The organism is Sinorhizobium meliloti (genome assembly GCF_017876815.1).
GTDB classification, from domain to species: domain Bacteria; phylum Pseudomonadota; class Alphaproteobacteria; order Rhizobiales; family Rhizobiaceae; genus Sinorhizobium; species Sinorhizobium meliloti.
On sequence record NZ_JAGIOS010000004.1, the window covers coordinates 90,976 to 115,310 of the forward strand.

Consider the following 24,335-nt stretch of genomic DNA (forward strand, 5'->3'; position numbering starts at 1 on the left):
AGAGTCTTTGGCGCCGTTTTTGGTGAGCGGATTTCTTTTGCCTTCTGAAAGGTGAAGGAAATGCAGGTTGGAAATGTGACGACGCCCTTCGGGCGGCGGTCGGTTACGCTTGCCCAAATTAAAGGGCAGATGCGGACGGCCGAAATAAAAGCCGGCAAGAAAGCCGACAAATGGAAGGTGTTTCACGACGCTTGCGATGCGAGGGCGGTGCTCGGCATCCAGGACCGTGCTCTGGCGGTCCTGGATGCGCTGTTGACGTTCTACCCGGACAACGAGCTTTGCGAGGAGCGGGGTCTCGTTGTATTCCCGTCGAACGACCAGCTTTCGGTCCGCGCACACGGCATCGCCGGCACGACTCTGCGCCGGCATCTTGCCGCGCTTGTCGACGCCGGCCTGATCCAGCGCAAGGACAGCGCCAACGGTAAGCGCTACGCCCGGAAGGACGAAACTGGCGGAATCGAAGAGGCGTTCGGCTTCAGCCTAGCGCCGCTGCTTGCGCGCGCCGAGGAGCTCGCGCACGCCGCGCAGCAGGTGGCGGCCGAGCGCAAGCGGTTCCGCATCACTAAGGAAGCGCTGTCGATCTGCCGGCGCGACGTCCGCAAGTTGATCAGCGCTGCGGCAGAGGAGGGGGCTGCCGGCGACTGGGGACACATCGAGGAGATGTTCCTCGGCCTGACCGGGCGTATCCCCCGCACGCCGACGGTTGCCGACCTACAGCAAATCCTCGAGGAAATGGAGATGCTGCGCGAGGAAATCATCAACCGGCTGGAAATTCAGGAAAATTCCGAAAATATGGACAGCAATGCTGTTCAAAATGAACGTCACTTACAGAATTCAAATACCGAATCCAGCAATGAACTTGAACCTAGCTCCGGAAAAGAGCAGGGGGCGAAATCGAGCCAAGCCATCCGGCCGACAAAAGAGCCGACAAAGGCATTTCCGCTTGGTATGGTGCTGCAGGCATGCCCAGGTATCCGCGACTATGGGCCGAGCGGTAATGTCGAAAGCTGGCGAGACCTGATGTCGGCTGCGGTGGTTGTCCGATCGATGCTCGGCGTCAGCCCCAGCGCCTATCAGGACGCCTGCGAGATCCTTGGACCGCAGAACGCCGCGGCGGTTGTCGCCTGTATCCTCGAAAGGGCAGGGCACATAGAGAACGCCGGCGGCTACTTGCGCAATCTGACACGCAAGGCTACCTGCGGCGAGTTCTCGCTTGGGCCAATGTTGATGGCGTTGTTGCGGGCGAACGGCGCCACGGGCCGTAAGGCTTCGTAGCGTCCCCTACGTCTTTGCGCCAGTGCAGATGGTTTCCAGGAGTTCAATCGTCATTGACTGAGCCACGCGCGGAATATCGGAGAAGCCCTCTCGGTACAGAAGTCTCGTCATGATGGTTTCCGCGAACCGCGGGTTCATCTGGCGAGCAACTTTTAGCGCCGCCTCGCATTTATCGTGGAAGGCCTTTAAGGCCTCATCGAGGTACTCCACGCCGTGAGTTTTCATGACGCAAGCGATGTCGAACATGTCGCGGGGCTGCATCGCGGCACCGCGGTAGTAAACCTTCTTGGCGATGATCTCGCCGGGGGTCTCGAGCAGAACGTGTCGTCCGCGCACCTCCGCTCTCACCGTCGGATTGCCGGTCAGGCTAGGGGCACAGATAAAGTCGATTTCGCCAACGTTCTCGAAAACAATCTTCAATGTCCGCGATCCATCGGACTCATAGCCGTCAGGGTTGATGTCGAGAGCGTATCCCTGTGTCTTCGGATTCAGGTATGGCAGAAGTTGCGGATCATCGAGGAAGATGTCGACGTCGAAACTCTCACGGTGATCGATCTGGAGCATCAGGGCTGTACCGCCCCCAAAAGTCCAACTGTCGATCATAGCAAGTTCGGAGTTTGCTTGTTCGATGATGCGGCAAGCCTGTTCAAACAGGTCGCTCCATCTGCTGACCGGGTGTTCGACCAACTACGCCGCCCGCGCCAAAGGGAGGGAATAGCCAGCAAGTGCCGAGAACTTCCGCGCTAGATCGGAGGCGGCCATGGGATCAACGTGCATTTCGTCCAGAAACGAGATCTGAAGACTTTCGTCGACCTCGGAAAAGAAGGAAAATGCTGAAGGATCGAAAGAGACTGCGCTGGCAGGATCGGAAATCTTCGCCGCCAGCTGCTCAGCCGAAAGGGTCGTCCCATAAGGGGCGTTGACAGTGGACAGAACCTTTACTGCAACGATCGACATCTTCCTGAACCATAGAACACCTGGAATTCTACATATACCGCGGCGATGTTTGCGAAACAAGGATCGCAGGTGAGGAGGTCGACTCCGGCGAACTTGAGTTCTGTCGGGGCCGCACGCGACGGCGCAGGCCAGGCCGAGCTGGAGAGCTTGAAAGCACAACTGGAGGCGGCACGACACGCAGCCGGCGAGGCGATCGGCGTGTTCTACGATCCCCGCCAGAACGCCGAGCACGCCGCCGACCTGCAACGCTCGCATAGCTTGAGGGAAGAGATGGCGTCGCCGATGCAGCGTGCTGAGGCCTGGGGCAGGGCAGCATCGGGTGCTGACGAGCACGATAGATCGGCGGCGGAAGCGGAGCCGGAAGAATAGGGGTCGTTTGAGAACCGAGCCGATGCAGTCTTCGGGGCTTAGTTACGCTTAGACGATCAGCCGGGCCGCCCGTCCATTCTTTCGTTCCGCATTGTTGTAATAGCTGGCCGCCTGGGTCACCGATTTGTGCAGCGACTGCTGCATCGCCTCTGGAAGAGGGATGCCGCGGTTGGCAGCCTCGGTCAGATAGCCGGATCTCAGCCCATGGGCCGAAAACAGCGCCGGATCAAGGCCGGCCTGTTCACAGCGTGCTTTCAGGACCAGATTGACAGACTGCGGCGTCAGCGCCCGTCGGTCGATGTTGCCCCACTGATCGATGCGCCGGAACACCGGGCCGTCCTTGATTTGCGCGTCGGACAGCCATCGCTTCAACACGGTCACCGGCCGGCCGATCAACAGCACATGTTCGTTCTCATCGGCGGTCGTCGTCTTGGTGCGGCCGAGGCGGATCGACAGGCAGGGCAGGGGAGGGGAGTTTTCGTCGGCGGGATTGGCGCGCACCGGCTCCTCGTCGGCGAGATCCTCGACGCGCAGCGCCGCCACTTCCGAACGGCGCCGGCCGCCGGAAGCGAAGGCGGCTAAAAGCAGTGCCCGGTCGCGTGCATCCACAAGTCTATCACCGGCGCAGGCCTCAAGCAGTTTCGTCAGGATATCGAGGGTTACCGCCTTCTTGCTCTTGCGCTGGCGCGGGCGGTTGCTCGCCTTGACCGCCAGCCTCACTGCGCTCTTCAGCGACGGTGCACCGAAGGCGCCGGTGAAACCGCGCCAACGGGTGAGGATCGACCAGGAGGTCAGCCGCCGCCGCACCGTGCCCGGCGCGTGTGGCCCGTCGGCCCTGAGCAGGCGCTCGGCGCGCAATCCGACCTCGACATCCGCTGGCATGCCATGGCTCGAATCCTCGGCGCGCTTGACCGGATCCCAGAGGTGATGGGCGACGAACTTCAGGAGCAGTGCTTCCGGCGCCGGCCAGGGGAGGGGGTCACCGGTGGCGAGGCGGCACCAGGCCTCGAGGTAACCGAGGTCGGAGGCCAGCGCGCGTAGCGTATTCTCGCCCATGCCCTCCTGCGCCAGGTGTTTGAGTGTGGCGACGTCGTCGTCAGTCAGCAGCGCGGCGAGCTGGTCGCGGCGGTCGAAGGGCAGGATGGCGTCGAGCGCGTCGAGTTCTTCGGCGCGGCTGGCAATGGGTGTCGATGGCACGATCGTCATCGCGGCAGCCTGTCTTCGTCATAGAGATCATCGTGCGCCGACGTCATATCATGTTCCCGCCTCGGCTTTCCTTCCGCAGCGAGCATCCAAACCGCGTCGACCGAAGAGACTTTTCCATCCTCAACCAGTTTGCTGCCCGGGCGGTGGGCCGTGTCAGGAAGAGTCCCTGCGATTTCATCTGAGGGGGAATCATCCCCTCCCGAAAAGAAGCTGAGCTGAGCTATAGGCCATCCGGCCCGGCACACATAGACTTCGTCCTGCCGGCACGCCAAATCGATCAGCTCTTCCAGCCGTTCTGCCGCCTCCTCGACGTCTATGAATATCTTCATCGGCATCGCTACCAAACCCGTTCATGCAGCACCGCATCGAAGGCGCCGTCGACTGAAACAAGGGCGCAATGTTCGAGCCGCGCCTGTGCGGCGAGTATGCGGTCCCACGGATCGCGGTGATCCCATTCGAAAGCGGCCGCCAGTTCGGCATGCAAATCGGTGATGGCAAGGGTCTGCAAACCGCTAACCGAGACTGCGGCACGCAACTCCTGTGGTTTGAGATCAAGCTTTTTCAGCCGCATCTTGTTGTCCAGCTCGTAGAAGGAGACAGCGCTGACAAGGATGGTGTTTGCCTTGTCCTCAATCAGCGATCGTGCCGTTAAGGAAAGGCGGTCACTGCCGATTGTCCACCAGTAGACCGCGTGGCTGTCGAGCAGCACCTTCATTTGGAGGTCTCGCGGCCGTCGGGTCCGCCCCGCCAGATGCCGACATCGTCATTCCAGTCGCCGGCGTCGATTGCAGCCTGCTCAGCGTCGACCTCGTCGAACAGGTCATCAGGCAGACCGCGCTGGCGAAGGAGGCCGAAGGGGCGTTTTCCGCCATCGGCCGGCCCGATGCGTGCATAGACTTCGTTGCCGCGCATAATCGTGATTTCCTCGCCCTGGTTGGCGCGTTCGAGCACCTCGGCGAAATGCTTGCGGGCTTCACTGATCTTGTACGTGGTCTGGGGCATCAGGGCCTCCGTCGTTCGACGCGTATGGCCACCATATCAATGGTTTGAGAAGCGTACAACCACGATGTACATCGCACTATCGATACTTGAATACTATCGATAATGATCGCATGCGGGAAATCGGCGTCCGTGTGGCGGAAGCATGAGGCGGGATAGCTTCCGTTTGTGAAATTTGAGGCGTCAATTCACGTGCTTAACGATACGTAGAACCTTCCCGTCTTGGCCTTTGACGAAGTGCCGGTCAATGAATTCGGTGACGGTAGCAGGGGTGCAGGTCTGGCTACCCAAGGTCGTGAAATTAATGCAGTAATGGTGGGAACTGGGCCAGCGAGGGGGCGGAGGAATGGCTACCTATTTTCACGAATACTTCGGCGTAAGTCGCGATTCCGTAGACGACTACGGCGCGTTCAATGTGTCGATCATCAACGATCTCCCCTTGTTCATTGACCCATTTTTGCTCTTCCATAGCTCGAACGCGGAGTATCAAAACCTTCACGAGTCCATCCTCCAGTATATTCGGTTCCTGCGGGACGAGGTCGTCGCCGGCAGAGTGAACCGTGACCGGATCAAGGCTTGGTTTCATTTTCCGGAGGTGCGGCAAAACTGGCTGGGATTTTCCTTGGTCGGTAACGGCGGTTCTGGGCTCGGCAGAGCATTTGCTAATTCGCTTAGCGAGAACCTTGCGGAACTTTTCGCGGATTTTGGCGCCGAAAAGGTATCGAAGAGCAGCCATCTTGAGAAAGTTTGCCTAGTTCGGGACGGCGTGGGCCGCGACAACATCAGCGACTTCACCACTAACCTAATTATGGACTTCCTGTGCCGCTATACGGAGACATTCGCAGTCGCCAACATCGACCCCAAGCTGCTCAGGAAGGTGTGGGTCAACAAGGCGATGTTCAACTACGGTACAGGCACCTGGCAACGGCGACAGTATACCCTTCCGTGGCTCGCCCGTGAAAACGACTTTGTGCTGCTGACGCCCAAGGACATTCTGACTCGCGAGGAAAACTGGATAAACCGCACAGATATGATCCGGGACTTTGAAGAGATTCCAATGGCCATCCCAGACGCCGAGCTCCGTGGCCAGGTCTTCGCCTATTTCGAGAAGGAGCTTGCGAGGCCGGCGGAAGGTGAAGTTACGCAGCGCCAGCTCGACGAGGCAGCCGCCAAGACGTTCATCAAGTTTCCGCTCCTGGTGGACTACTACATAAAACACAAGGAACAGACCGGCCAAAAGGCCGTCAACATCAGCTCCGACCGCGTGAGTGAAACGCGCTTGGTTTTCGAGGAGCACGTGCGGGAAATGCAAAGGCTCCTCGCCGAAGTAACCGGTTTCTATACCTTGCCCGGGGGCACCTACGAGGAAACACACCAGCGACTGGCGTTTCTAAAAGACGTCATCGAGAACAAGGGCGGGCACCGGATTTTCTGGCACAACGGTAAGGCCATTCAACGGGAGCAGGATCTGCATGTGCTGACTCGCCTCATCTGGTTTGGCTCCCCATCGGATGTCGGAGCAGAAGCCAACGACGGCCGCGGCCCGGTCGACTATAAAATATCACGTGGCGCCTTCGACAAGACGTTGATTGAAATGAAACTCGCCAAAAACACCGCGCTCCGGCGCAACCTTGAAAAGCAGCTACCGATCTACCAAGCCGCCAGCGACGCGAAACACGGGATCAAGGCGATCATCTACTTTACGTTAGAGGAAAAAATGCGGGTCACTGCCATTCTGAAGGATCTCGAGATCGATGGGCATGCCGACATTGTGTTGATTGACGCCCGCATCGACAACAAACCTTCAGCGTCGAAAGCGGCGTAGGCGGTCTTTCCCGTATTCTACCCGCGCCGGCTTCAACAATTACTTGACGATCCTGCGAGCTGCGAAGAGCAGTCAAGGTTGTGTGCGTCAAGTTCTGCAAAATTGGGCGGTCATGCGTGCTGGTCATGCGGCTTGACGGAGTGCGAGTTTCTTGTGCTCTCGCAGGTCGTCCATGTTGATGTAGCGATTGGCCTCCATCCAGTTTTCGTGGGTTTCGACGGCGAGCGCGCGGACGAGGCGTAGGCAGCTCTCGGTATTGGGAAAGATGCGCACGACGTAGGTTCTGCGGCGGATTTCCTCGTTGAGGCGTTCCAGCATGTTGGTGCTCTTGAGGTGCTTGTGATGCTGGCGCGGCAGACGAAAGAAGGTCAGCGTCTGCTCGATGGTTTCCTCAACCCAGGAGGTCAGGCGCGGATAGCGGACCGACCATTTTCCCAGCCACGCGGCGAGATCGGCCTTCGCCTCATCAAGGTCGCGGCGATCATAGAGCCATCGAAGCTCCTGCAGGCAATCGTCGCCATGTTTGCGCGGCAGGTGATCGAGGGCGTTCCTGAGGAAATGCACGTAACAGCGCTGCCAGGCAGCTTCCGGGATCACCTCGCCAATTGCCGCGACGAGACCGGCATGGTCGTCGGAGACCACCAGTTCGACGCCCTTCAAACCGCGCCCTTTCAGCCTGACGAGGAAGTTCTTCCAGGCGCAACGGCTTTCACGGCCGGCCATCTCGACCGACAGGATCTGCCGCCGTCCGTCCCAGTCGATGCCGACAGCGATCAACACCGCCTGGCTCATCACCACACCGGCCTCGCGCACCTTCTCATAACGGGCATCGAGAATCAGGTAGGCAAACGGCTCTTGAAGCGAGCGCTCGGCAAAGGCCTTCAGGCTCTCGTCCAGCCGCTTGTTGATCGCCGAGATCGATGACGCCGAGAAGGCATGGCCGCACAGCTCCTCGGTGATCGCCTTGACCTTCCGCGTCGACACCCCTTGCACATACATCTCCGCCAAGGTTGCCACCAGCGCCCGCTCGGAGCGCTGGTAGCGTTCGAACAATTCGGTGGAGAAGTGCCCCGAGCGATCCTGCGGCACCCGCAGCTCGAGCTTGCCCACCCGCGTGATCAGCGTGCGGCCATAGTGGCCCGAACGGTAGCCGAGCCGCTCCGGCGTGCGCTCGCCTTTCGCAGCTCCCAGCGCCTCGTCCATCTCCGCTTCCAGCACCTCCTGCATCACCGTGCGGATCACCTCGCGCAGCCCATCGGGGTTCGAAAGCAAAATGTCTTTGACGGCGGCGCTGGCTGTCTTACCTTCAGTCTTGGTCATGGTGGCGTTCCTTCCAGGGAATCAGGTGACGTCAACATCACCAGCCTGCCATGACCGCCTCTCTCAGTGAATTTGCAGAACCTTCAGCACACTACCAAGGTTTGCGCTGATGGTCTTTGCAGGGCCGACTTCTTCGGCTCCAGCCCCACACCTGCATCTCCCCTCGTCGGCCGGCATCCTTCGCCGGCAGGTCCGCAGATCGTGTCTTGCGGAGGAACTGCCGTGGTAAATGGTTGGCGATCAGGAAGCGGCCAATCTCATCGCCGTCGTGGCATCGCCGGCGCGATCGGCGCGCGCGCTTTTCACCGACATGGTTCAAAGAGACCGGCCTGTTTCGGTATCTGGAGTACCGCGGCACCGACCCCCAAAAGCCCGAGAACCTCGTCCCGCAGACGGATGAACTCGCGGCTTGACCGGTCTTGGCGTGCTTGCTCGGGATTCGAAAGAATCGTGGCATGCGGCCGGGGTGAGGCTGCATGACAACGATCCGGTGCCCGACCGCCTCGTCGACGTCATGCGTCACCAGCAGCGCTGTCGTCCCCTCATGTTGAACGATGCGCTTGAGTTCGTCCTGCAGTCTGAGGCGCGTCAATGCGTCCAAGGCACCGAGCAGCTCGTCAAGCAGCAGGAACCGCGGCCGGTTGACGAGCGCCCTGGCAATGGCAACACGCTGGGCCATTCCACCCGACAGCTGTGCCGGGTAGGATTTCGTAAACTGTGTCCGGCCAACGAGCTCGATATGCTCGCGCACCGTCTCCTGCTTCGCGGATCTTGACAAGGGGCTGCGTCGAAGGGCAGCTGCGACATTTCCCTCGACCGTCAACCAGGGCAACAGTCTGTGATCCTGAAAGACGATCGAGCGATCGAGACCAGGCCGACGGACGGGCGCGCCGTCGACCAGGATATCCCCACTGTAGTCGAGATCGAGGCCGAGAATAAGCCGCAACAAAGTAGACCTCCCGCAGCCGGACGCGCCGACGATCGTGACGAACTCTCCGGACTTGACGGAAAGATCCACACCGGTAAGCACCTTCAGCTCTCGCCCTGCGACGGTGAAGCTCTTGTCGAGATGACGGATTTCAAGGGTCGGCGCGACATCAACCTGAAAGGTGCGCGATGGGTATCTCTCGTTCATCTCGTTCTTCTCCTGAGGCCGCGCCCGTAATGTGTCAACGGTCATGGCGCGCCTCCGTCTTCCACGGCTGGATGAAGTGTTCCAGGTATCCAAGGACGGCGTTTAGCGACAGACCAATCGCTGCGATGACGATCATGGCGACGATGACAAGTTCCAGCTGGAAGAGCTGGCGGCCCCAGGTCATTAGATAGCCGAGCCCGTCGAAGGATGCGAACAGCTCGACAATCACCAGGCTCTGCCACGCGTCGGCCAATCCTTCGCGAACGCCGGTGAACAGAGACGGCAGTGCGGTCGGCAGGACAATTGCTGATACCGCTGCATCGGTGTGAAATCGAAGACGCGACCGAGTTCCACAAGGTTAGGGGAGACACCGGCGATGCTGCGCTTGGTCGCCAATATCACCGGTATCGCCGTCGACCACGCGATGCAGACATATTTGAGCTCCTCGTCGATGCCGACGAACAAAACGAGGAGAGGCAGCCAAGCCAGCATGTTGACCTGTGCAACGGCGGTGAAGACCGGCCAGACGAATGATCTGACGACGGGCAGGAGTCCCAGGGCGGCCCCGGCGAGCAGACCGGACAGCGCTCCGATCGAAAAACCCACGGCGACGCGCCGCAAGCTTACAAGGGTGTGCTCGATGAGTGACCCGTCACGCCACAGCTCGACGATGGTCGCCCAAACCACCTCGGGAGCGGGCAGTATCTGCTGAGGAAGCCAGCCGAAACGCGACGAAAGTCCCCATGCGAGCAACAGGACAAGTGGCAAAGAGATCGTGTAGGCCACGTTGGCCAAAAACGGCAACAGGTTGGTCAGTCTTTGCTCTACGGGCCGGGGAGCCGAAGCGGTCAAGGTCATCTAACGCCCTCATTGGCAAAGGTCCGCCCGCGCCGTGTGGCGCAGGCGAGCTCGATGATATCCAGTTGCTTTGCTTCTTGTTGAGATCGCCGAGCTTGGCGATTTCGCCGTTGGCGTCGTAGCTTGACCAGTAGTTAACCAGCTTCAGGTCCTTTAGCGCCTGCTGCAGGTATTTCGGCTCCAGCCAGGCATCAACGTCGACGTCGCCCTTGATCAACCCATAGGCCTTAGCCCGGGCGACCTGGTCCTTGTAGCGGGCGATGATGAAGTCATCGATCAGCGGGTTGAGACGGTTGGCAAGCGTATCGGCCTCGATGTCACCTTCGAAGGCATCCTTGGGGAAACCCGAAAGCGACCAACCGTCGAAGACCTCGTCCTTATTCGCGGGATCGGAGGCGAAGGCGGCTGCCTTAATGAAGGTGGTGACCACGCGCTGCGTCACATCAGGATGGGCCTGTTCGAAGGCGGCCGTGACCAGATAGGATGTGTGGCGGCCGAGTGTCGGATCGTCGCCCTTGGTGGTATAGGCGATCTTCACGATCCCTTTCTTCGCCAGCGCCAGGAATTCCGGACCGCCAAACACGGCGTCGACATTGCCGGAGGTGAGGGCCGCTGCGGCAGCGCTTGTGTCGAGATTGATGAAACGGACGTCCTTTTCCGTGAGGCCGTGGGTGGACAACACGCGATCGGTGGCGAGCTGCAGATTGGTTCCTTTGAAGAGGGCAACCTTCTTGCCCTTCACGTCGTCGATCGACTTTATATCGCTGTCGATCGGCACGGCGAGATAGATCGGTTCGTGGCTCCAGCCCGCGCGAGCGGCCAACGATTGCTGGCAAGTCGCCGAGCAGGAAGAAATCGAGCTGCTTTGCAGCAACGGCTTCGTTGAGCGCAGGACCAGCACCACGGAAGTAGGTCCACTCGACCTTGATGTCCTTATCGGTGCGGAATTCCTTTTCGATGAGCTCTCGGGCCCGCGCATAGGACGTGGCATCCCCTTGCAAATATTGCCTGTTGTCAAGGCCAGTTCCTGGGTGGCCGAAGCGGATGGTCAATCCCTCGGCTGAGACCGAGCTAAGCGAGGCGAGAAGTGCGGCAAGCGCCGCGGCGATACGAAGTTTCATGGTCTTTCCCCCTGTTCAGCGCCGCTCACGCTGCCTTCGCCGCCGGTTTGGCCGTCTTGACATGGGTTACGGCGACCGTCGACACTAACCGGCACGTCACCGTCAACGGTGGCGCGGCGGACGACCCGGTGCTGGTCACCATAGTCGTTGACCGCATAATGCTGGGTGGCTCGATTATCCCATATGGCGACATCGCCTGCCTGCCAGTGCCACCGCACGGTGTTTTCCGGGGCCGTTACGTAGGATTGGAACAGCTCGTAAAGTTTTGCGGAATCGCTCTTGGACAGGCCGACGAGGCGCTGCACGAAATTGCCGAGCAGCAGCGACTTCTCCCCGGTTTCAGGATGGACGCGGACAACCGGATGCTCGGTCTCGTAGATCGTCGAGGTGAAGACTTCCTCGAAGTGCTTCTTCTCCTCAGCGCTGGCGCGAGGGCGCACGGCCGCGTAGTCGTAGGCATTGCTGTGGATCGCCCAAAGATTGTCGGCCAACAGTTTCAGTGGCGCCGGCAGGCTCTCATAGGCGGCGTGGGTGTTGGACCAGATCGTATCGCCCCCCGCCGTCGGAATGACGACGCCACGAAGAACCGAGAATTTCGGATAGGCATCGACGAAGGTCACATCGGTGTGCCACTGGTCTGCCCGACCGCCGCCGCGACTGGAATCGAGATTGAGGATTGAGGCGGTGCCGGCAGTCGGTCCCTGTGTGGGATGAGGGACAAGGTCACCCAGACGCCGCGCGAACAGTTCCTGTTCTACCTCGTCGAGATGTTCCTGGCCGCGGAAGAAGATGACCTTGTACTTCAGAAGCAACTGGTTGATCGCTGCTATAGCTACGTCGGAAAGGTCTCCGCCAAGGCGGACGCCTCTGACTTCGGCTCCGACACGGCCGGTCAGCGGTACAACGTCGGACTCAGGGATGGTCTGATTGACAAGGACTGGATTGCTCATGGGAATCTCCGGTTGATAGTAGAAGAAGACAGCGGTCATATCTGGCCAGCGAGACGTCCGCCGGGCACTGAGTAAATCTCGTCGCCGATGCCCGACGTAGCTATCAAAGAGGACATCTGAGGGAATCTATAGAGATAAGGTTCTAACTTTACATGGACCCACGAAACAACGATCTCCGTTGCTAGCGCCTGGGTATCGAATTCTCTAAGGCCATCCAACTCAGGTTCTCCACAGGCGGCACATGGCCTCAGCGTTCAGCCGTGCCTGCCCGCTCGGGTCGCAGCAATCACGGAGCAACGACGCCCGGCCGGCCGCCTGTCCTGCAGGCGATCCTCACCCTCCCGCTTGAGATTGACGCCATTCATGTCGGTTGGAATTCAAAACACGCAGCCCTTCTGCGGTCCCGGAGCGGCAGCTGGCGGAGATCGTGTCCGTCGAGATAGAGCGGATCAAGACAAAGAAGCCTTCGTGAGAGTCATGCAGCCTGGGTTTACGGTACGGCCAGGCGCGCGTTGCAATGCGCTTCAGATCGCCCTTTTTTGTCAAACAGGCAGGCGCTGCCAACGTCGGGCAGGGCTATGTTTACGATCCAGTGCTCGAGGCGGCCAACGCTCGCTATATCTCCGGCGACATTACCACGGAAGAGGTTCGAGAAGAGATGCTGGCGCGCTTAAAGCGCGCCTGATCTTCGATCAGTGATTTGAACAAGCCGCCTGCATTCTGAACTGACCCCCGAAAGTTGCACACCCGATTGTGGTGACGTGTTCGTGCTCCGACCCAAGCGATGCGATCGCTTGCGATGCATTTAGGGGATGGCGATGGCATGATCCTAGCGACGAAATGACCGGAGCAGAGCAGAAATGGCCGTGTCGTAATATAGCTAGATATATCTTGACATATATTCTGAAGATGGTTGAGTGTTCGCAATGATATCGCCGCTACCCTCTCAGCGGCGCCTAATATATATCCCGATATATTCTCCTGACTCTTGCTTATCCAAAAGGCTTCTATTAGACCGCTCTCTATGAAAGAGAAGAGACAACGCCTCGAGGCGGAGAGCATCGAGATTTTCCGCGAGGTTGCCGCCAGTTTCGCGCGCCCGGTGATGATGTATTCGATCGGCAAGGATTCCTCGGTGCTGCTGCATCTGGCGCGCAAGGCGTTCTATCCGTCCTCGATTCCGTTCCCGCTGCTCCACATCGATACGACCTGGAAATTTTCCCAGATGATCGGCTTCCGTAACCGGATGGCAGAGGAGTACGGGTTCGAACTTCGCGTTCACACCAATGCCGATGGCGTGGCACAGGGGATCAATCCCTTCGACCACGGGTCGGCCTATACCGACATCATGAAAACCCAAGCCCTGCGCCAGGCGCTTTCGTCCGGCGGGTATGACGCCGCCATTGGTGGCGCGCGGCGCGACGAGGAAAAGAGCCGCGCCAAGGATCGCATCTTTTCCCACCGCAACGCCCATCACGCCTGGGACCCCAAGAACCAGCGCCCCGAACTCTGGCGCTTGTTCAACACACGTCTGGCGCCCGGCGAGAGCATGCGGGTGTACCCGCTCTCCAACTGGACCGAGCTCGACATCTGGACCTATATCTATGTCGAGGACATCCCCATCGTGCCACTCTATTTCGCCCGCCCGCGCCCGGTGGTGGAACGCTCGGGCACGCTGATCATGGTCGATGACGACCGCTTCCGCCTCGATAAAGGCGAGACGCCCACCGAGCAGGTCGTGCGCTTCAGGACGCTTGGCTGCTACCCGCTGACCGGCGCGATCCGCTCCAATGCCGCCACACTCGCCGAGATCATCATGGAGATACAGGGCAGCCGGACCTCCGAGCGCGAAGGGCGTCTGATCGACGGCGATCAGGCCGGCTCGATGGAAAAGAAGAAGCAGGAGGGGTATTTCTGATGAGCAGCGCCACCGCCCCGGCTCCTTGCGCCGATACCGATATCGACCTCTGGCTCGCCCGGCAGACCGGCAAATCGCTGCTGCGCTTCCTGACCTGCGGCTCGGTGGACGATGGTAAGTCGACGCTCATCGGCCGACTGCTCTATGACAGCCAGATGATCCTCGACGACCAGTTGGCGTCGCTGAAAAAGGACAGCCGCAACAGGCATGTGGGCGAGGAGGGCATCGATTTCTCGCTGCTGGTCGACGGTCTCGTCGCCGAGCGCGAGCAGGGCATCACCATCGACGTGGCTTATCGCTTCTTTTCCACCGACCGGCGAAAGTTCATCGTCGCCGATACGCCCGGCCACGAGCAATACACCCGCAACATGGCGACCGGCGCCTCCAACGCCGACGTGGCGCTGCTGCTGGTCGACGCCCGCAAGGGGCTTTTGACCCAGACGCGCCGCCACAGTTTCATCCTCTCGCTGTTTGGGGTGAAGCACGTGGCGCTGGTGGTCAACAAGATCGATCTCATGGACTATTCCCAGGAGGTGTTCGCAAGGATCGAGGCCGAATACCGCGCCTTTGTTACCGAATTGGGTTTCGCCTCCCTTGCCGCAGTCCCCATCTCGGCCCTGCGCGGCGATAACATCGTCGCCAAGTCGGAGCGCACGCCATGGTACACGGGCTCGCCGCTTCTGTCCTACCTCGAAGATATCGCTGTCGATGAAGACCGCACGCAAACCCCGTTCCGTTTTCCGGTGCAGTGGGTCAATCGTCCCAATCTCGATTTTCGCGGGTTTTCGGGTACGGTCGCCTCGGGCACGGTCAGGGTGGGTGACGAGATTCTGGTCTCATCCTCCCGCAAGCCCGCCGCGATCGCGCGCATCGTCACCATGGACGGCGATCTTCCCGAAGCCGCCGCCGAACAGGCCGTAACGCTCGTCCTCGACCGCGAGATCGATATCTCGCGCGGCGACGTGCTCACCCATTCCGGCCAGACGCCGGAATTCTCCAACCAGTTCCAGGCAGAACTCGTATGGATGGCCGACGAACCCGCCTATCCCGGGCGCTCCTATCTTTTAAAGATCGGCAGCCAGGTGGTGCCCGCGACTATTACCGACCTGAAACACCGCACCAACGTCAATACGCTGAAAAAGGCCGCCGCCAAGCGGCTCGAGCTCAATGAGGTCGGCACGGTTACCATCGCCACCGACAGGCCGATTGCCTTCGATCCCTACAACACAAATCGGCTGACCGGCGGCTTCATCCTCATCGACCGCATTCACAATCTCACCCTTGGCGCGGGCACCATCGCGTATGGCCTGCAACGGGCGCGAAACCTTTCCTACCAGTCCTTCGACGTCAATCGCGAGGTCCGCGCCGGTATGAAGGGGCAGACCCCGCAGATCGTCTGGTTCACCGGCCTGTCGGGCTCGGGCAAGTCGACGGTCGCCAACCTACTCGAAAAACGGCTCACCGCTGAAGGCAAGCATGCCTACATCCTCGACGGCGACAACGTCCGGCACGGGCTCAACAAGGATCTCGGCTTCACCGACGCGGCACGTGTGGAGAACATCCGCCGTGTGGCCGAGGTGGCGCGGCTGATGGCCGATGCAGGGTTGATCGTCATTGTCTCGTTCATCTCCCCCTTCGCCAACGAGCGCCGCATCGCCCGCGAAATCGCCGCCAACATCCGCTTTCTCGAAGCCTACGTCGACACCCCGCTGGAGGTGTGCGAAGCGCGCGATCCCAAAGGGCTCTACGCCAAGGCCCGGGCCGGCCAGATCACCAATTTTACCGGCGTCGACAGCCCGTTCGAAGTGCCGCAGGATCCCGATATTACGCTCCGTGGCGCAGTCGCCTCGTCTGAGGAAATGGCCGACATCATCTACGAAAGGGTAGTTCGAACTGATCAGGCGAAGTAATCCAACGTCGACTTGGTGAGCGGCCCCAAATCTGACGCTCTGTTGCCGAAGTACGCTGGATCGGCGACGAGAGCTATTACAGCCCGGATAGTTTCAATATCGGAGTCAACATTTTATGATCATCTCACATCGCTACAAATTCGTATTGCTGGCACCGTGGAAAACAGCCAGCTCAACTGCGCATGCTCGCCTTGAAGCTCTCGATGAAAGCCCATACAGCCGATTTTTCTACTTTAACCCATTTCTAAATCGTGTAGTTCATCAACACCTTACGTACGCCGAATTCGCAACGCTCCCTGAAAGTAAATTAGGCTACAAGGTTGCCGCGTTTGTCAGAAATCCATACGACAGGGCGTACTCGGGATTCTTGCAGTTACAGCGGGATATTAAGCATCAACCATCGCTTGAATTCCCATCCGAATGGATCAAGGCTTTGGTATTGAAACAGCTGTCCGATAATCAAAATAAGCTCATTGATGCGCGGTATGACTTCGATCTCTGGATTCAACTATTACAAGAATTCGAAGTTTTCGAGGTGGGACGAAATACAAATTTGCCTCTACACCCGGCGAACTACTGGACACACTATAATTCTATGCAGGCAGTCGACTTCGTCGGGAAGGTGGAAGAATTCGAAACTGATTTCGCTGCATTCTGCCGCTTCGTGGACATTGATGTTCCGGAGCTGGTCAACAAAAATCTCTCGGAGCAATTTGTCGAAGGAGACGGATACAGGTACGCAGCACAGATGTGTTCGTCCAGTCGTTCGAGAATAAATACGTTGTTTAAATCCGACTTCGATCTCTTTGGATATACTCGATTTTGATGTGGCGTGCGCTACGAGAAGCATCATCGTAGGCGCGGAAACGCCACTGTGTATCACCGAAGGTGGCCAAGCTCTAGGAAAACCGGCTATCGGAGGTCGCGGCGCGCTGGGTCGAGCGCTTCTTGTATCAGGCCCCCCGCCGGCAAGGAGGATCGTTCGTCCCGGCCGAAGACGAGCCCGCGCCGGACCCCGGAGCGGCACTGCCTCGCTACGCCGCCGGCGGCTGACGGGCAAACACAGCGCGACCGAAACCCGCTTGTGGGCAACCATGTTCAACCGGGTCCTCAAGCGGTCTCGACGTTATCCTGGAGAGGATCCAATATGAGGGCTGAAGGTGGGCGTGAGTGTGGACGTTGGCATCGCTCAGGCCTGGGCGCGGGCAATGCCACGCGCCGCTCACGCCGGGAACGGCAACAAACGCCTGAAATCCAGAGAAAAGACTGCCCACCCGCTCCAAGGACGCTCAAGCGCGGAGTTCCAAGAGATTGGGAATATTGCGCTGGCTTCTTTCCGCCGCGGGACCGACCCCTCGTCAGAGAAGAAAGCGAGTAATGGCAAGTTAATAGCCCGGCACGCTTCCCCCAAGCCGCAAGCTGCTCTCACATTGATTTCTGCGGCAGGGTTTGTCCAGGTGGTGCAGACCGCTTACAGTGCTCACCCCGGAGATCGTCATGAGTTATATCGAGTTGCGTGGCACCTTTCGATGGCTCCGCCGACAGTGGCAAAAAGCGATGTGCGGGTTGGTGCGCGCATTCCTACGCTACTTGCATCTGAAGGGCCTCATTTCGGGAGCCTTGGCCGATCGGGTGCGGGCGACTTGCTACTCTAAACTGCCAACCTTCCTGCCGCCACAGAAAGTTCAGCAGGTTCTCGATGCCTGCGATCGGACGACGGCATTGGGACTTCCGGACTATGCGGTTCTGATGATCCTGGCCAAGCTCGGATTGCGCGCGAGCGAAGCCGCGGCCCTCAATCTTGATGATGTCGAGGCAGTCATGCACGATCGACTCCACGGCAAGGGTCGGCGGCAAGCGATGACGCTGCTACGCCCACGACGTCGGAACAGCAATCGTCGCCTATACCCGGCATGGGCGGCCAGCTTCAGCGTGCCGTCGGCTATCTCTGCGGACGCTTGCGGCGCACGTGGGTTTGGCTCCGGCTGCGCCATCACGGTGATGGCGAAGCAAGCACTCGAACGGGTTGTCAGTGATGGCGCGCACCACGGCGCCCACCTCTTTAGCCACAGCCTTGCGCCCGACCTGCTGCTGTCGGGCGCAAGCTTCGCGGCGATTGGCCAATTGCTCTGCCACTCAAGCACCGATTGTACAAGGATCCGTGCCAAGCTCGATTTCGGGAAGCTGCGCCAACCGGGCGTGGCCGGAAGGTCCCCAATGACCCTCTGACGGAAGTGCCCCGCGACGCCATGTGGCCGGCGCGTCACGATCTGCACCATAACGCTGCCGAGCCGCGCAGCGGCGCGCGAGCCGCCATCATAGATCGAAGCAGCGCCAGCAGACGCCGCGCCTGGCTGGTACTCCTCGTTTTTCTGGCCAGAAGCCGCGGCCTTTCCGCATCAAAGGCCGCTCGCAAAGAAATCGCTGAACCCATCGCAAATCTTCAGTTTGCGCCATCGGTTCAAATTCGTCGGCTTTTGAGAATCCCCAGAGTCAACTTCAATGAGGCTTGGTATAAATCGTCTCTCAGCGCTCCACTCCGAGCTTAGACCCAAAGGCGAGTTCGATCTTCAGGATTTCCGCCAAACGCTTGACGATCGGGTAGCGGGCCGTGGAGCTTCGTACAGACACTCCTACCTCATAGGCGTGAAGAGGCGTTTCAATCGGATAGGCAACGGCGCCCGACGTTTCGACGATTGGCTGGAATTGGTTCGGCACGATCATCGCATATTTTCCAGCGGCGACCAGTTGCAAGGCGGTGTTGAACGAACTCGTCGACACCGCGAGCGGTGGAGGTTGCAATCCATAGGCATGGAAGAAGTTGGTCAGGGCGGGCTCGGGCTCGATGCTCTCGCTGTAGCTTATCCAGGCGAAATCCAGGAGATCGGCGGCGGTCGGCGGGTCGTGAGCGATTCCCTTCCTGTCCCCAATTACCAAGCAGTGCTCGAAGGTTGCCAACGTCGTCGAGGTGATCTTGTCGGAAAGGTGCTCGGCTTCGATCCGGCCGACAACGACATCGAGATCCCCCGCGAGCAATCTTTCATTATAGGAGGAGTTCGCGGGACTCGAAAGAATGAGCCGGGTCTTCGGGAACTCCGACCTCAGTTGATCGAGAACACGCGACATGTACAGCAGGCTGAAGCTCGGACCGGTGCCAATACGGAGCAGGTCGACGTGGCCGGTCTTGATCGCAACGATCTCCTCCTTCGCTTGGCTGTACGATCTGTCGATCTCGATGGCGTGTCGATAAAGGGCTTGTCCGTAGTTCGTGAGCCGCATGCCGCGCGGCAGGCGTTCGAACAGGGGTGCTCCGAACTCGATCTCGATTTGCCGCAGTTTCTTAGTCAGAGACGATTGCGCCATACCAATGTCGCGGGCCGCGATCGTTACATTGCCGTGCTTCGCGATCGCGATGAACGCGCGGATACTGCGATCCATTCCATTCCTCCGAACATGCATTCTGTCTTCATTACTGGCCTGACGAGGATGAAGTTCTGTCGCTCGAAGTCAAGGAAAAACCCATTCCAAAAGGCGATCACAGAGGTACGCCTAATTCATTATACATCGCTTTGCCACTGTTTCATCGTTATCGGCAAGAAAAACCGGGCAGCCTGGTCGGCTGTCCCTCCGCGGCGTGGAGCTATGCGTGCGAACCGTCTTTGTCCTCTTCGACTCCCTCAATCGCCTGGCGCTGGAGTGCTACGGCGGGCAGGGCATCCCGACACCGCATTTCAATCGTTTCGCCGAGCGCGGGGTCACCTTCGACCGACACTATGTTGGCGGGCTTCCATGCATGCCCGCCAGGCGAGACCTCCACACCGGTCGGCTGACATTTATGCACCGCTCCTGGGGTCCGCTGGAGCCGTTCGACAACTCGTTCCCGAAAATCCTTTCGGAACACGGCACCTATTCTCACATGATCTCGGACCACCAACATTATTTCCAGGAGGGCGGCTTCGGATACATCAACACGTTCGACAGCTGGGAATTCATCCGGGGACAGGAAGACGACACGTGGGTGGCCATGGTCCAGCCGCCATTGGAGCGCTTCAGGGAGATGTTCGACGACCGGCACTATCCTTTGTCGAGGATTCCCAAGAGAGCCAAAACCATCACCCGGGGAAACACGCCATGGAAAGCATGGAAGCACCTCAGCAACATCAAGAACCGAGAGCGCTACAAGGAAGAGGCCGAATTTCCATGCGTAAAGTGCTTCACCGCCGCGTTGGAGTTTCTGGACGGAAACAAGGACGCCGACAACTGGTTCTTGATGATCGAGACCTTCGATCCTCATGAGCCGTTTCATGCTCCAGAGCGGTTCAAGAAGCTTTTCGCGACCGGCTACACGGGGAAGATTCTGGATTGGCCGGTCTACGAGAAGGTTACGAATTCCGCGGAGGAAATCGCCGAGATCAGGGCGAACTACGCGGCATTGGTCGCGATGTGCGACGACCAGTTCGGCAGGCTACTCGATGCGTTCGACGAGGGCGGGCTTTGGGAGGACACCGCGCTGGTCGTCACCACCGACCACGGTTTCCTCCTTTCGGAGCATGACTGGTGGGGCAAGAACCGGACACCGTACTACGAGGAAATCTCCCACATTCCCTTGATGATTTACCACCCGGACTACGCTGCCAATGGCGGCGAGCGCCGCAGCGCGCTCACCCAGCAGACAGATCTCATGCCGACCTTCCTCGATTTCGCGAGCGCGGAAAGACCCCTGGAGGTCACGGGATGCTCTCTACGAAGGGTGCTGGAGGCGGACGAACCGGTGCGGGATGATCTCATACTGGGCATGTTCGGGGGGCCGATCTGCGCCACGGACGGTCGCTACACCTACTATCTCTTTCCAGACTCCCTTACGGGCGAAGGCTTCAACGAATATACAGTGATGCCGACCCATCTGCGATCCTACTTCGACGTGCGCGAGTTCGAGGGCGCGGAGATGTCCGAGCCTTTCGAGTTTACGAAGAACATGCCCGTGATGAAGATCAAGGCACGTGATTTCGCGGAGCGGATACCCTGGATGGAGCAACAGGGTGGTTTCGCCGATGTCGGCACGGTGCTCTACGACCTCGCCGCAGACCCGAAACAAGAGCGCCCCGTGGAGGTTCCGGAGATCGTGGCGGCGCTGAGACGATCGATCGCGCGGCACCTCGCGCGCCACGACGCGCCGCGGGAAGCCTACGTCCGCTATGGTCTTACGCAAGAAAAATCGGCGATGCAGCGCGAGCGAGTTGGAAAGGTCATTTGAACCCGGGGACGGGTTCGAAGCCAGCCGGTCGGGATGGTGGGTCAATCGGGAGGAGACAATGACAATTCTAACAAGGCTGCTCGGAAGCTCGGCGCTCCTTGCATCTACTGTGCTGGCAACCCAGGCGCTACCGGCAGAGCCGATAACAATCTTGATCAATACCTCTCCATGGTACGGAGGCTTCGAGGCGCTCGTCGAAAAATACGAGGCCGACACCGGCAACAAGGTAAGCATTGACGCCGTACCGCTGGGCGGACTCCTCGAGAAGGCGCGCAACGCTGTCCGTGGGCCTGCCGGCAACTACGACATCGTCAATCTTTCGAACGCCTGGGTCGTTGAATTCTACGCGGGCAACTATCTGACCCCGCTGACCGACATCGATCCGACCTTCAGCTTCGGCGACAACATCATTGATGCCGACGGCCTGCTCTATTGGAACAAGGACAAGCAATGGCCCATGAAACATGGCGGTGTTCCAATGGCGTTCTCGCCAAATGCCAATACCCATCTCTGGTATTACCGAACCGATCAGATCGAGAAGCCGCCGGAGACCTGGGACGACGTCCTGAAAACGTGTCGGTCGAAGGGCGGGGAGGTTGATTACAGTGTCGTCGTGCGCGGGGCGCGCGGAAATCCGATTCGATTCGCGTTCTCCACTTACATGCTCAGTTTTGGCGGCAGCATCGAGAAGGATGCGCCGAACGGCGACTTCACGGTTACCTTCAACAGCCCGGAAGTGAAGCACGCCCTCGAGCTCTATATCAAGCTCGCAAAGGAATGCGGTCCGCCGAACCCCGGCTCGATCGATCAAGGCGAGATGATCCAGTATCTCGTCTCGGGGAAAGCTAAACAGGCGGGGATTGTCGTCGCGGCCCAGGCGCAGATGGACGACCCGGAGAAGTCGGCCGTGGTCGGCAAGATCAGTTACACAGTCACGCCGCGCCCGGCGGACGGTGCGAACCGGGATGTGTGGGGTTCCTGGCAGATGGGAATCCCGGCCAATGTCCCGGCCGAGCGAAAGAAGGCCGCGATGGAGTTCATCAAGTATTTCCAATCGGACGATGCCCAGACCTACTACGCGGAGGCCGGAGGAATTCCCGTGAGCCGCACCGTGCTCGAAGGGCCTCTTTCGGAGCAGGAGAAGTTCAGGTGGATGAGACCTTACTCACAGGCTTCGCGGTATGCGAAGCAGCTCCTCCAGTACCAGGAAGGCGCAGAGATCGAGCAGATCATCGGGCTCCGCTTGAACCAGGCCCTGATCGGCGAACTCTCCGTCGATGATGCGCTGAACACCGCGGCAACCGAGATTCACGACGTGTTCGTGCGCACCGGCCGCAGGACCGGTCTGTTACCGCCGCTCCAGTAATGATCGACCAGGCATTGTCCGAGCCGGCTGCCACGAGGCACTCGGTCGTCAACCTACGGTGATGTGATGGCGTCAACTTTGGTTTCAAAAACGGCCGTGCCCGGCCGCGCACAGCAGCAAAGCGCCGCCTCAAGCCGAGGAACCCGTGTTCTCGACTTGTTCGACAGGCATTTCCGCCTGATCACCATCGCGCCGGCGGCGCTGCTGATCCTGTCACTTACAGTCGTTCCCGCGATCGAGCTCGTGCGGATGGCGGGAGCGAAAATTGCATTCACGAACGACGGCGTAGAACGCACTGCCGCGCTTGCCGAAAATATCGGCCGTCTGGCGAACGACTGGATTTACTGGCGTGCTCTGTTGAACACCTTGGCCTTCGTCATCACGTCGACATTGGCGGAACTGGTTCTCGGTCTCGTGCTCGCGCTCGCGGCGCAACGAATGACGCGCGCCAAAGGCATGGTCCGGACCTTGATGTTGATGCCCATCCTGATACCGCCCGTCGCGATCGGCAATATGTGGCGGCTGATGTACAATCCAGAATTCGGCATCATCGCCCACCTCGTCGACCAAGTCGCCGGAGTGAGGCTCGACATGCTTGGCTCGACCTCCACGGCGCTCCTTGCCGTCATCATTGTCGATGTCTGGCATTGGACGCCGTTCATGTTCCTGATCCTGCTAGCGGGGCTGGAGGGTCTCCCCGAAGAGGTGATGCAAGCCTCCCACCTCGACGGCGCTAATTCGCTTCAACGGCTTCGGTTCATTGTCCTACCGATGCTTTGGCCCGCCATCGCCGTCGCCTTCGTCTTCAGGTCGATCGGCGCCTTCAAGGTGTTTGATCAGATTTACCTGCTTACCTCCGGCGGACCTGGCGTCTCCACGGAAGTGCTGAGCCTCTATGTGTTCAAGGTGTTCTTCCAGAACAACGAGCTCGGCTACGGAGCGCTCCTCTCGCTGGTCACCATCGCCATCGTCTGCAGCTATCTCGCCGTATTCCGGATCGCGCAGCGCACGAAAGGGGCCTTGTGATGGTCACCAGTCCGTCGAGGGCCTGGCTTGCCTTCGCCGTTGTTGGGCTTTCACTCCTGTCGATCCTGGCGCCGTTCATATGGATTGTCGGGGTGTCGCTGAAATTTCAGATTGACATCCTTACAGGGGCGTTCCCGTTCGAACCGGTCGCCGTCAATTTCGGCCGGGTGCTGTTCGGCAAGAGTTCGGACTTCATCGTTTACGCGGGCAACAGCCTGATCGTGGGTCTCTCAAGCACCGCCCTCGTGTTGCTGATCGGCGCGCCTGCCGCCTATTCACTCGCATGGCGGAGGTGGTCTAAGCTGTTCAGCGCTCTCTTCCTGGGCTGGACGCTTGTCTTCCACATGATCCCGCCGATAACGCTGGTTGGCCCCTGGTACCTGCTGTTCCGCGAAATCGGGCTCTACAACACCCTGACGGGCTTGGTCCTGACCCACGTCGTCATCAATCTTCCCCTCACGATCTGGCTGATGATGTCGGCCTTCGAGAACATCCCGCGCGAGCTTGAGGAAGCCGCGGTCGTGGATGGATGCCGCAGATCGACGGCCTTTTTTGTGATCCTTCTCCCGCTGGCCCTACCGGGACTGATCGCAGCGGGACTGCTGTCGTTCCTGTTCTCGTGGAGCGAGTTCTCCATCGCTCTCAATCTCACGACGAAGGAGACCTATACGATACCAGTAGCGATCGCGTCGTACGCGGGCGAGAACGAGATTTTGCACGGACAAATGGCAGCCGCGTCGGTGCTCTCGACCATCCCCGCCCTCATCCTGATGTTCTTTGGTCAGCGTTTCATTCTCGGCGGTCTAACCGCCGGAGCCGTAAAATAGGAGATGGGAAGGTTGAAGT

24 protein-coding genes and 1 pseudogene are annotated in these 24,335 nt (G+C 59.4%); 12 read left to right on the top strand and 13 right to left on the bottom strand.

Annotated elements, in window-relative coordinates; genetic code table 11:
* Nucleotides 1-60: 60 nt before the first annotated feature.
* Nucleotides 61-1,275 carry a plasmid replication protein RepC gene (gene repC / locus JOH52_RS34405; protein ID WP_017265750.1) on the top strand — a complete coding sequence of 405 codons (1,215 nt, stop codon included), beginning with the start codon at nt 61-63 and terminating at the stop codon, nt 1,273-1,275.
* Between the two features lie 6 nt (nt 1,276-1,281).
* On the opposite strand, the gene JOH52_RS34410 is transcribed toward repC, so the two are convergent.
* Together JOH52_RS34410 and JOH52_RS34415 are read right to left on the bottom strand one after the other, a co-directional pair.
* Nucleotides 1,282-1,878, bottom strand: a complete 597-nt coding sequence (locus JOH52_RS34410) for a nucleotidyl transferase AbiEii/AbiGii toxin family protein (protein ID WP_020479331.1) — start codon at nt 1,876-1,878, stop codon at nt 1,282-1,284.
* 84 nt (nt 1,879-1,962) lie between these two features.
* Complete coding sequence (locus JOH52_RS34415) at nt 1,963-2,232, bottom strand: hypothetical protein (protein ID WP_015061204.1); 270 nt, start codon at nt 2,230-2,232, stop codon at nt 1,963-1,965.
* A gap of 69 nt (nt 2,233-2,301) precedes the next feature.
* On the opposite strand from JOH52_RS34415, the gene JOH52_RS34420 reads away from it, so the two are divergent.
* On the top strand, nt 2,302-2,601 hold the full coding sequence (locus tag JOH52_RS34420) for a hypothetical protein (RefSeq protein ID WP_234842749.1): 300 nt from the start codon (nt 2,302-2,304) through the stop codon (nt 2,599-2,601).
* A gap of 48 nt (nt 2,602-2,649) precedes the next feature.
* On the opposite strand, the gene JOH52_RS34425 is transcribed toward JOH52_RS34420, so the two are convergent.
* The 4 genes from JOH52_RS34425 to JOH52_RS34440 are packed head-to-tail and all read right to left on the bottom strand — an operon-like array spanning nt 2,650 to nt 4,809.
* A complete protein-coding gene (locus tag JOH52_RS34425) occupies nt 2,650-3,807 on the bottom strand; it encodes a site-specific integrase (RefSeq protein WP_017271872.1) in 1,158 nt (385 codons plus the stop codon).
* On the bottom strand, nt 3,804-4,142 hold the full coding sequence (locus JOH52_RS34430) for a hypothetical protein (protein WP_017271871.1): 339 nt from the start codon (nt 4,140-4,142) through the stop codon (nt 3,804-3,806). The genes JOH52_RS34425 and JOH52_RS34430 overlap by 4 nt, the downstream gene beginning before the upstream one ends.
* 2 nt (nt 4,143-4,144) lie before the next feature.
* A complete protein-coding gene (locus tag JOH52_RS34435; RefSeq protein WP_014530930.1) occupies nt 4,145-4,522 on the bottom strand; it encodes a type II toxin-antitoxin system VapC family toxin in 378 nt (125 codons plus the stop codon).
* Nucleotides 4,519-4,809 (bottom strand): type II toxin-antitoxin system Phd/YefM family antitoxin, encoded by a 291-nt coding sequence (locus JOH52_RS34440; protein WP_014528082.1) that lies wholly within the window; start codon nt 4,807-4,809, stop codon nt 4,519-4,521. The genes JOH52_RS34435 and JOH52_RS34440 overlap by 4 nt, the downstream gene beginning before the upstream one ends.
* A 343-nt stretch (nt 4,810-5,152) precedes the next feature.
* On the opposite strand from JOH52_RS34440, the gene JOH52_RS34445 reads away from it, so the two are divergent.
* Nucleotides 5,153-6,631, top strand: coding sequence for a hypothetical protein (locus JOH52_RS34445; protein WP_012881185.1), 1,479 nt, complete (start codon nt 5,153-5,155; stop codon nt 6,629-6,631).
* Between the two features lie 123 nt (nt 6,632-6,754).
* Here JOH52_RS34445 and JOH52_RS34450 read toward each other — a convergent pair whose 3' ends face one another.
* The 6 genes and pseudogenes from JOH52_RS34450 to JOH52_RS34475 form a co-directional block, all read right to left on the bottom strand.
* A complete protein-coding gene (locus JOH52_RS34450) occupies nt 6,755-7,951 on the bottom strand; it encodes an IS256-like element ISRm5 family transposase (protein ID WP_012881186.1) in 1,197 nt (398 codons plus the stop codon).
* 91 nt (nt 7,952-8,042) lie between these two features.
* Nucleotides 8,043-9,131: an ABC transporter ATP-binding protein gene (locus tag JOH52_RS34455; protein ID WP_017265666.1), complete on the bottom strand. Its 1,089-nt coding sequence runs from the start codon at nt 9,129-9,131 to the stop codon at nt 8,043-8,045.
* Complete coding sequence (locus tag JOH52_RS34460) at nt 9,121-9,339, bottom strand: TauC protein (RefSeq protein WP_012881188.1); 219 nt, start codon at nt 9,337-9,339, stop codon at nt 9,121-9,123. The genes JOH52_RS34455 and JOH52_RS34460 overlap by 11 nt, the downstream gene beginning before the upstream one ends.
* Nucleotides 9,312-9,692, bottom strand: coding sequence for a hypothetical protein (locus JOH52_RS34465; protein WP_127616760.1), 381 nt, complete (start codon nt 9,690-9,692; stop codon nt 9,312-9,314). Before JOH52_RS34465 ends, JOH52_RS34460 begins: the two co-directional genes overlap by 28 nt.
* A 46-nt stretch (nt 9,693-9,738) precedes the next feature.
* The gene (locus tag JOH52_RS34470) at nt 9,739-10,848 is read right to left on the bottom strand and encodes an ABC transporter substrate-binding protein (RefSeq protein ID WP_234705650.1); all 1,110 of its coding nucleotides are present in this window, start codon (nt 10,846-10,848) and stop codon (nt 9,739-9,741) included.
* Nucleotides 10,849-11,090: 242 nt separating this feature from the next.
* Nucleotides 11,091-12,015 (bottom strand): annotated as a pseudogene (locus tag JOH52_RS34475) (TauD/TfdA dioxygenase family protein).
* A 517-nt stretch (nt 12,016-12,532) separates the two neighbouring features.
* Here JOH52_RS34475 and JOH52_RS34480 point away from each other — a divergent pair.
* The 5 genes from JOH52_RS34480 (at nt 12,533) to JOH52_RS34505 (ending at nt 18,072) form a co-directional block, all read left to right on the top strand.
* Nucleotides 12,533-12,700, top strand: coding sequence for an antitoxin VbhA family protein (locus JOH52_RS34480; protein ID WP_017266040.1), 168 nt, complete (start codon nt 12,533-12,535; stop codon nt 12,698-12,700).
* 339 nt (nt 12,701-13,039) lie between these two features.
* On the top strand, nt 13,040-13,933 hold the full coding sequence (cysD, locus tag JOH52_RS34490; RefSeq protein WP_012881192.1) for a sulfate adenylyltransferase subunit CysD: 894 nt from the start codon (nt 13,040-13,042) through the stop codon (nt 13,931-13,933).
* On the top strand, nt 13,933-15,843 hold the full coding sequence (cysN, locus tag JOH52_RS34495; RefSeq protein ID WP_012881193.1) for a sulfate adenylyltransferase subunit CysN: 1,911 nt from the start codon (nt 13,933-13,935) through the stop codon (nt 15,841-15,843). The genes cysD and cysN overlap by 1 nt, the downstream gene beginning before the upstream one ends.
* Before the next feature lie 115 nt (nt 15,844-15,958).
* The gene (locus JOH52_RS34500) at nt 15,959-16,669 is read left to right on the top strand and encodes a sulfotransferase family 2 domain-containing protein (RefSeq protein WP_012881194.1); all 711 of its coding nucleotides are present in this window, start codon (nt 15,959-15,961) and stop codon (nt 16,667-16,669) included.
* A 671-nt stretch (nt 16,670-17,340) separates the two neighbouring features.
* Nucleotides 17,341-18,072: a site-specific integrase gene (locus JOH52_RS34505; RefSeq protein ID WP_049963093.1), complete on the top strand. Its 732-nt coding sequence runs from the start codon at nt 17,341-17,343 to the stop codon at nt 18,070-18,072.
* 297 nt (nt 18,073-18,369) lie between these two features.
* Here JOH52_RS34505 and JOH52_RS34510 read toward each other — a convergent pair whose 3' ends face one another.
* On the bottom strand, nt 18,370-19,281 hold the full coding sequence (locus tag JOH52_RS34510) for a LysR family transcriptional regulator (RefSeq protein ID WP_012881198.1): 912 nt from the start codon (nt 19,279-19,281) through the stop codon (nt 18,370-18,372).
* Nucleotides 19,282-19,489: 208 nt separating this feature from the next.
* Here JOH52_RS34510 and JOH52_RS34515 point away from each other — a divergent pair, with 208 nt between their 5' ends.
* From JOH52_RS34515 to JOH52_RS34530, 4 genes are all read left to right on the top strand, one after another.
* Complete coding sequence (locus tag JOH52_RS34515) at nt 19,490-21,097, top strand: sulfatase (protein ID WP_012881199.1); 1,608 nt, start codon at nt 19,490-19,492, stop codon at nt 21,095-21,097.
* 58 nt (nt 21,098-21,155) lie between these two features.
* Nucleotides 21,156-22,463, top strand: a complete 1,308-nt coding sequence (locus JOH52_RS34520) for an extracellular solute-binding protein (RefSeq protein WP_012881200.1) — start codon at nt 21,156-21,158, stop codon at nt 22,461-22,463.
* A gap of 156 nt (nt 22,464-22,619) precedes the next feature.
* Nucleotides 22,620-23,489, top strand: a complete 870-nt coding sequence (locus JOH52_RS34525) for a carbohydrate ABC transporter permease (RefSeq protein ID WP_017266041.1) — start codon at nt 22,620-22,622, stop codon at nt 23,487-23,489.
* On the top strand, nt 23,489-24,316 hold the full coding sequence (locus JOH52_RS34530) for a carbohydrate ABC transporter permease (protein ID WP_012881202.1): 828 nt from the start codon (nt 23,489-23,491) through the stop codon (nt 24,314-24,316). Before JOH52_RS34525 ends, JOH52_RS34530 begins: the two co-directional genes overlap by 1 nt.
* The last annotated feature ends 19 nt before the right edge of the window (nt 24,317-24,335 follow it).

Coding starts and splice junctions, on each gene's coding strand:
- JOH52_RS34430 (WP_017271871.1), bottom strand. CDS start 4,142: ATGCCGATGAAGATATTCATAGACGTCGAGGAGGCGGCAGAACGGCTG.
- JOH52_RS34505 (WP_049963093.1), top strand. CDS start 17,341: ATGAGTTATATCGAGTTGCGTGGCACCTTTCGATGGCTCCGCCGACAG.
- JOH52_RS34530 (WP_012881202.1), top strand. CDS start 23,489: ATGGTCACCAGTCCGTCGAGGGCCTGGCTTGCCTTCGCCGTTGTTGGG.
- repC (WP_017265750.1), top strand. CDS start 61: ATGCAGGTTGGAAATGTGACGACGCCCTTCGGGCGGCGGTCGGTTACG.
- JOH52_RS34510 (WP_012881198.1), bottom strand. CDS start 19,281: ATGGATCGCAGTATCCGCGCGTTCATCGCGATCGCGAAGCACGGCAAT.
- JOH52_RS34480 (WP_017266040.1), top strand. CDS start 12,533: ATGCGCTTCAGATCGCCCTTTTTTGTCAAACAGGCAGGCGCTGCCAAC.
- JOH52_RS34410 (WP_020479331.1), bottom strand. CDS start 1,878: ATGATCGACAGTTGGACTTTTGGGGGCGGTACAGCCCTGATGCTCCAG.
- cysN (WP_012881193.1), top strand. CDS start 13,933: ATGAGCAGCGCCACCGCCCCGGCTCCTTGCGCCGATACCGATATCGAC.
- JOH52_RS34440 (WP_014528082.1), bottom strand. CDS start 4,809: ATGCCCCAGACCACGTACAAGATCAGTGAAGCCCGCAAGCATTTCGCC.
- JOH52_RS34425 (WP_017271872.1), bottom strand. CDS start 3,807: ATGACGATCGTGCCATCGACACCCATTGCCAGCCGCGCCGAAGAACTC.
- JOH52_RS34455 (WP_017265666.1), bottom strand. CDS start 9,131: ATGACCGTTGACACATTACGGGCGCGGCCTCAGGAGAAGAACGAGATG.
- cysD (WP_012881192.1), top strand. CDS start 13,040: ATGAAAGAGAAGAGACAACGCCTCGAGGCGGAGAGCATCGAGATTTTC.
- JOH52_RS34450 (WP_012881186.1), bottom strand. CDS start 7,951: ATGACCAAGACTGAAGGTAAGACAGCCAGCGCCGCCGTCAAAGACATT.
- JOH52_RS34445 (WP_012881185.1), top strand. CDS start 5,153: ATGGCTACCTATTTTCACGAATACTTCGGCGTAAGTCGCGATTCCGTA.
- JOH52_RS34520 (WP_012881200.1), top strand. CDS start 21,156: ATGACAATTCTAACAAGGCTGCTCGGAAGCTCGGCGCTCCTTGCATCT.
- JOH52_RS34415 (WP_015061204.1), bottom strand. CDS start 2,232: ATGTCGATCGTTGCAGTAAAGGTTCTGTCCACTGTCAACGCCCCTTAT.
- JOH52_RS34500 (WP_012881194.1), top strand. CDS start 15,959: ATGATCATCTCACATCGCTACAAATTCGTATTGCTGGCACCGTGGAAA.
- JOH52_RS34435 (WP_014530930.1), bottom strand. CDS start 4,522: ATGAAGGTGCTGCTCGACAGCCACGCGGTCTACTGGTGGACAATCGGC.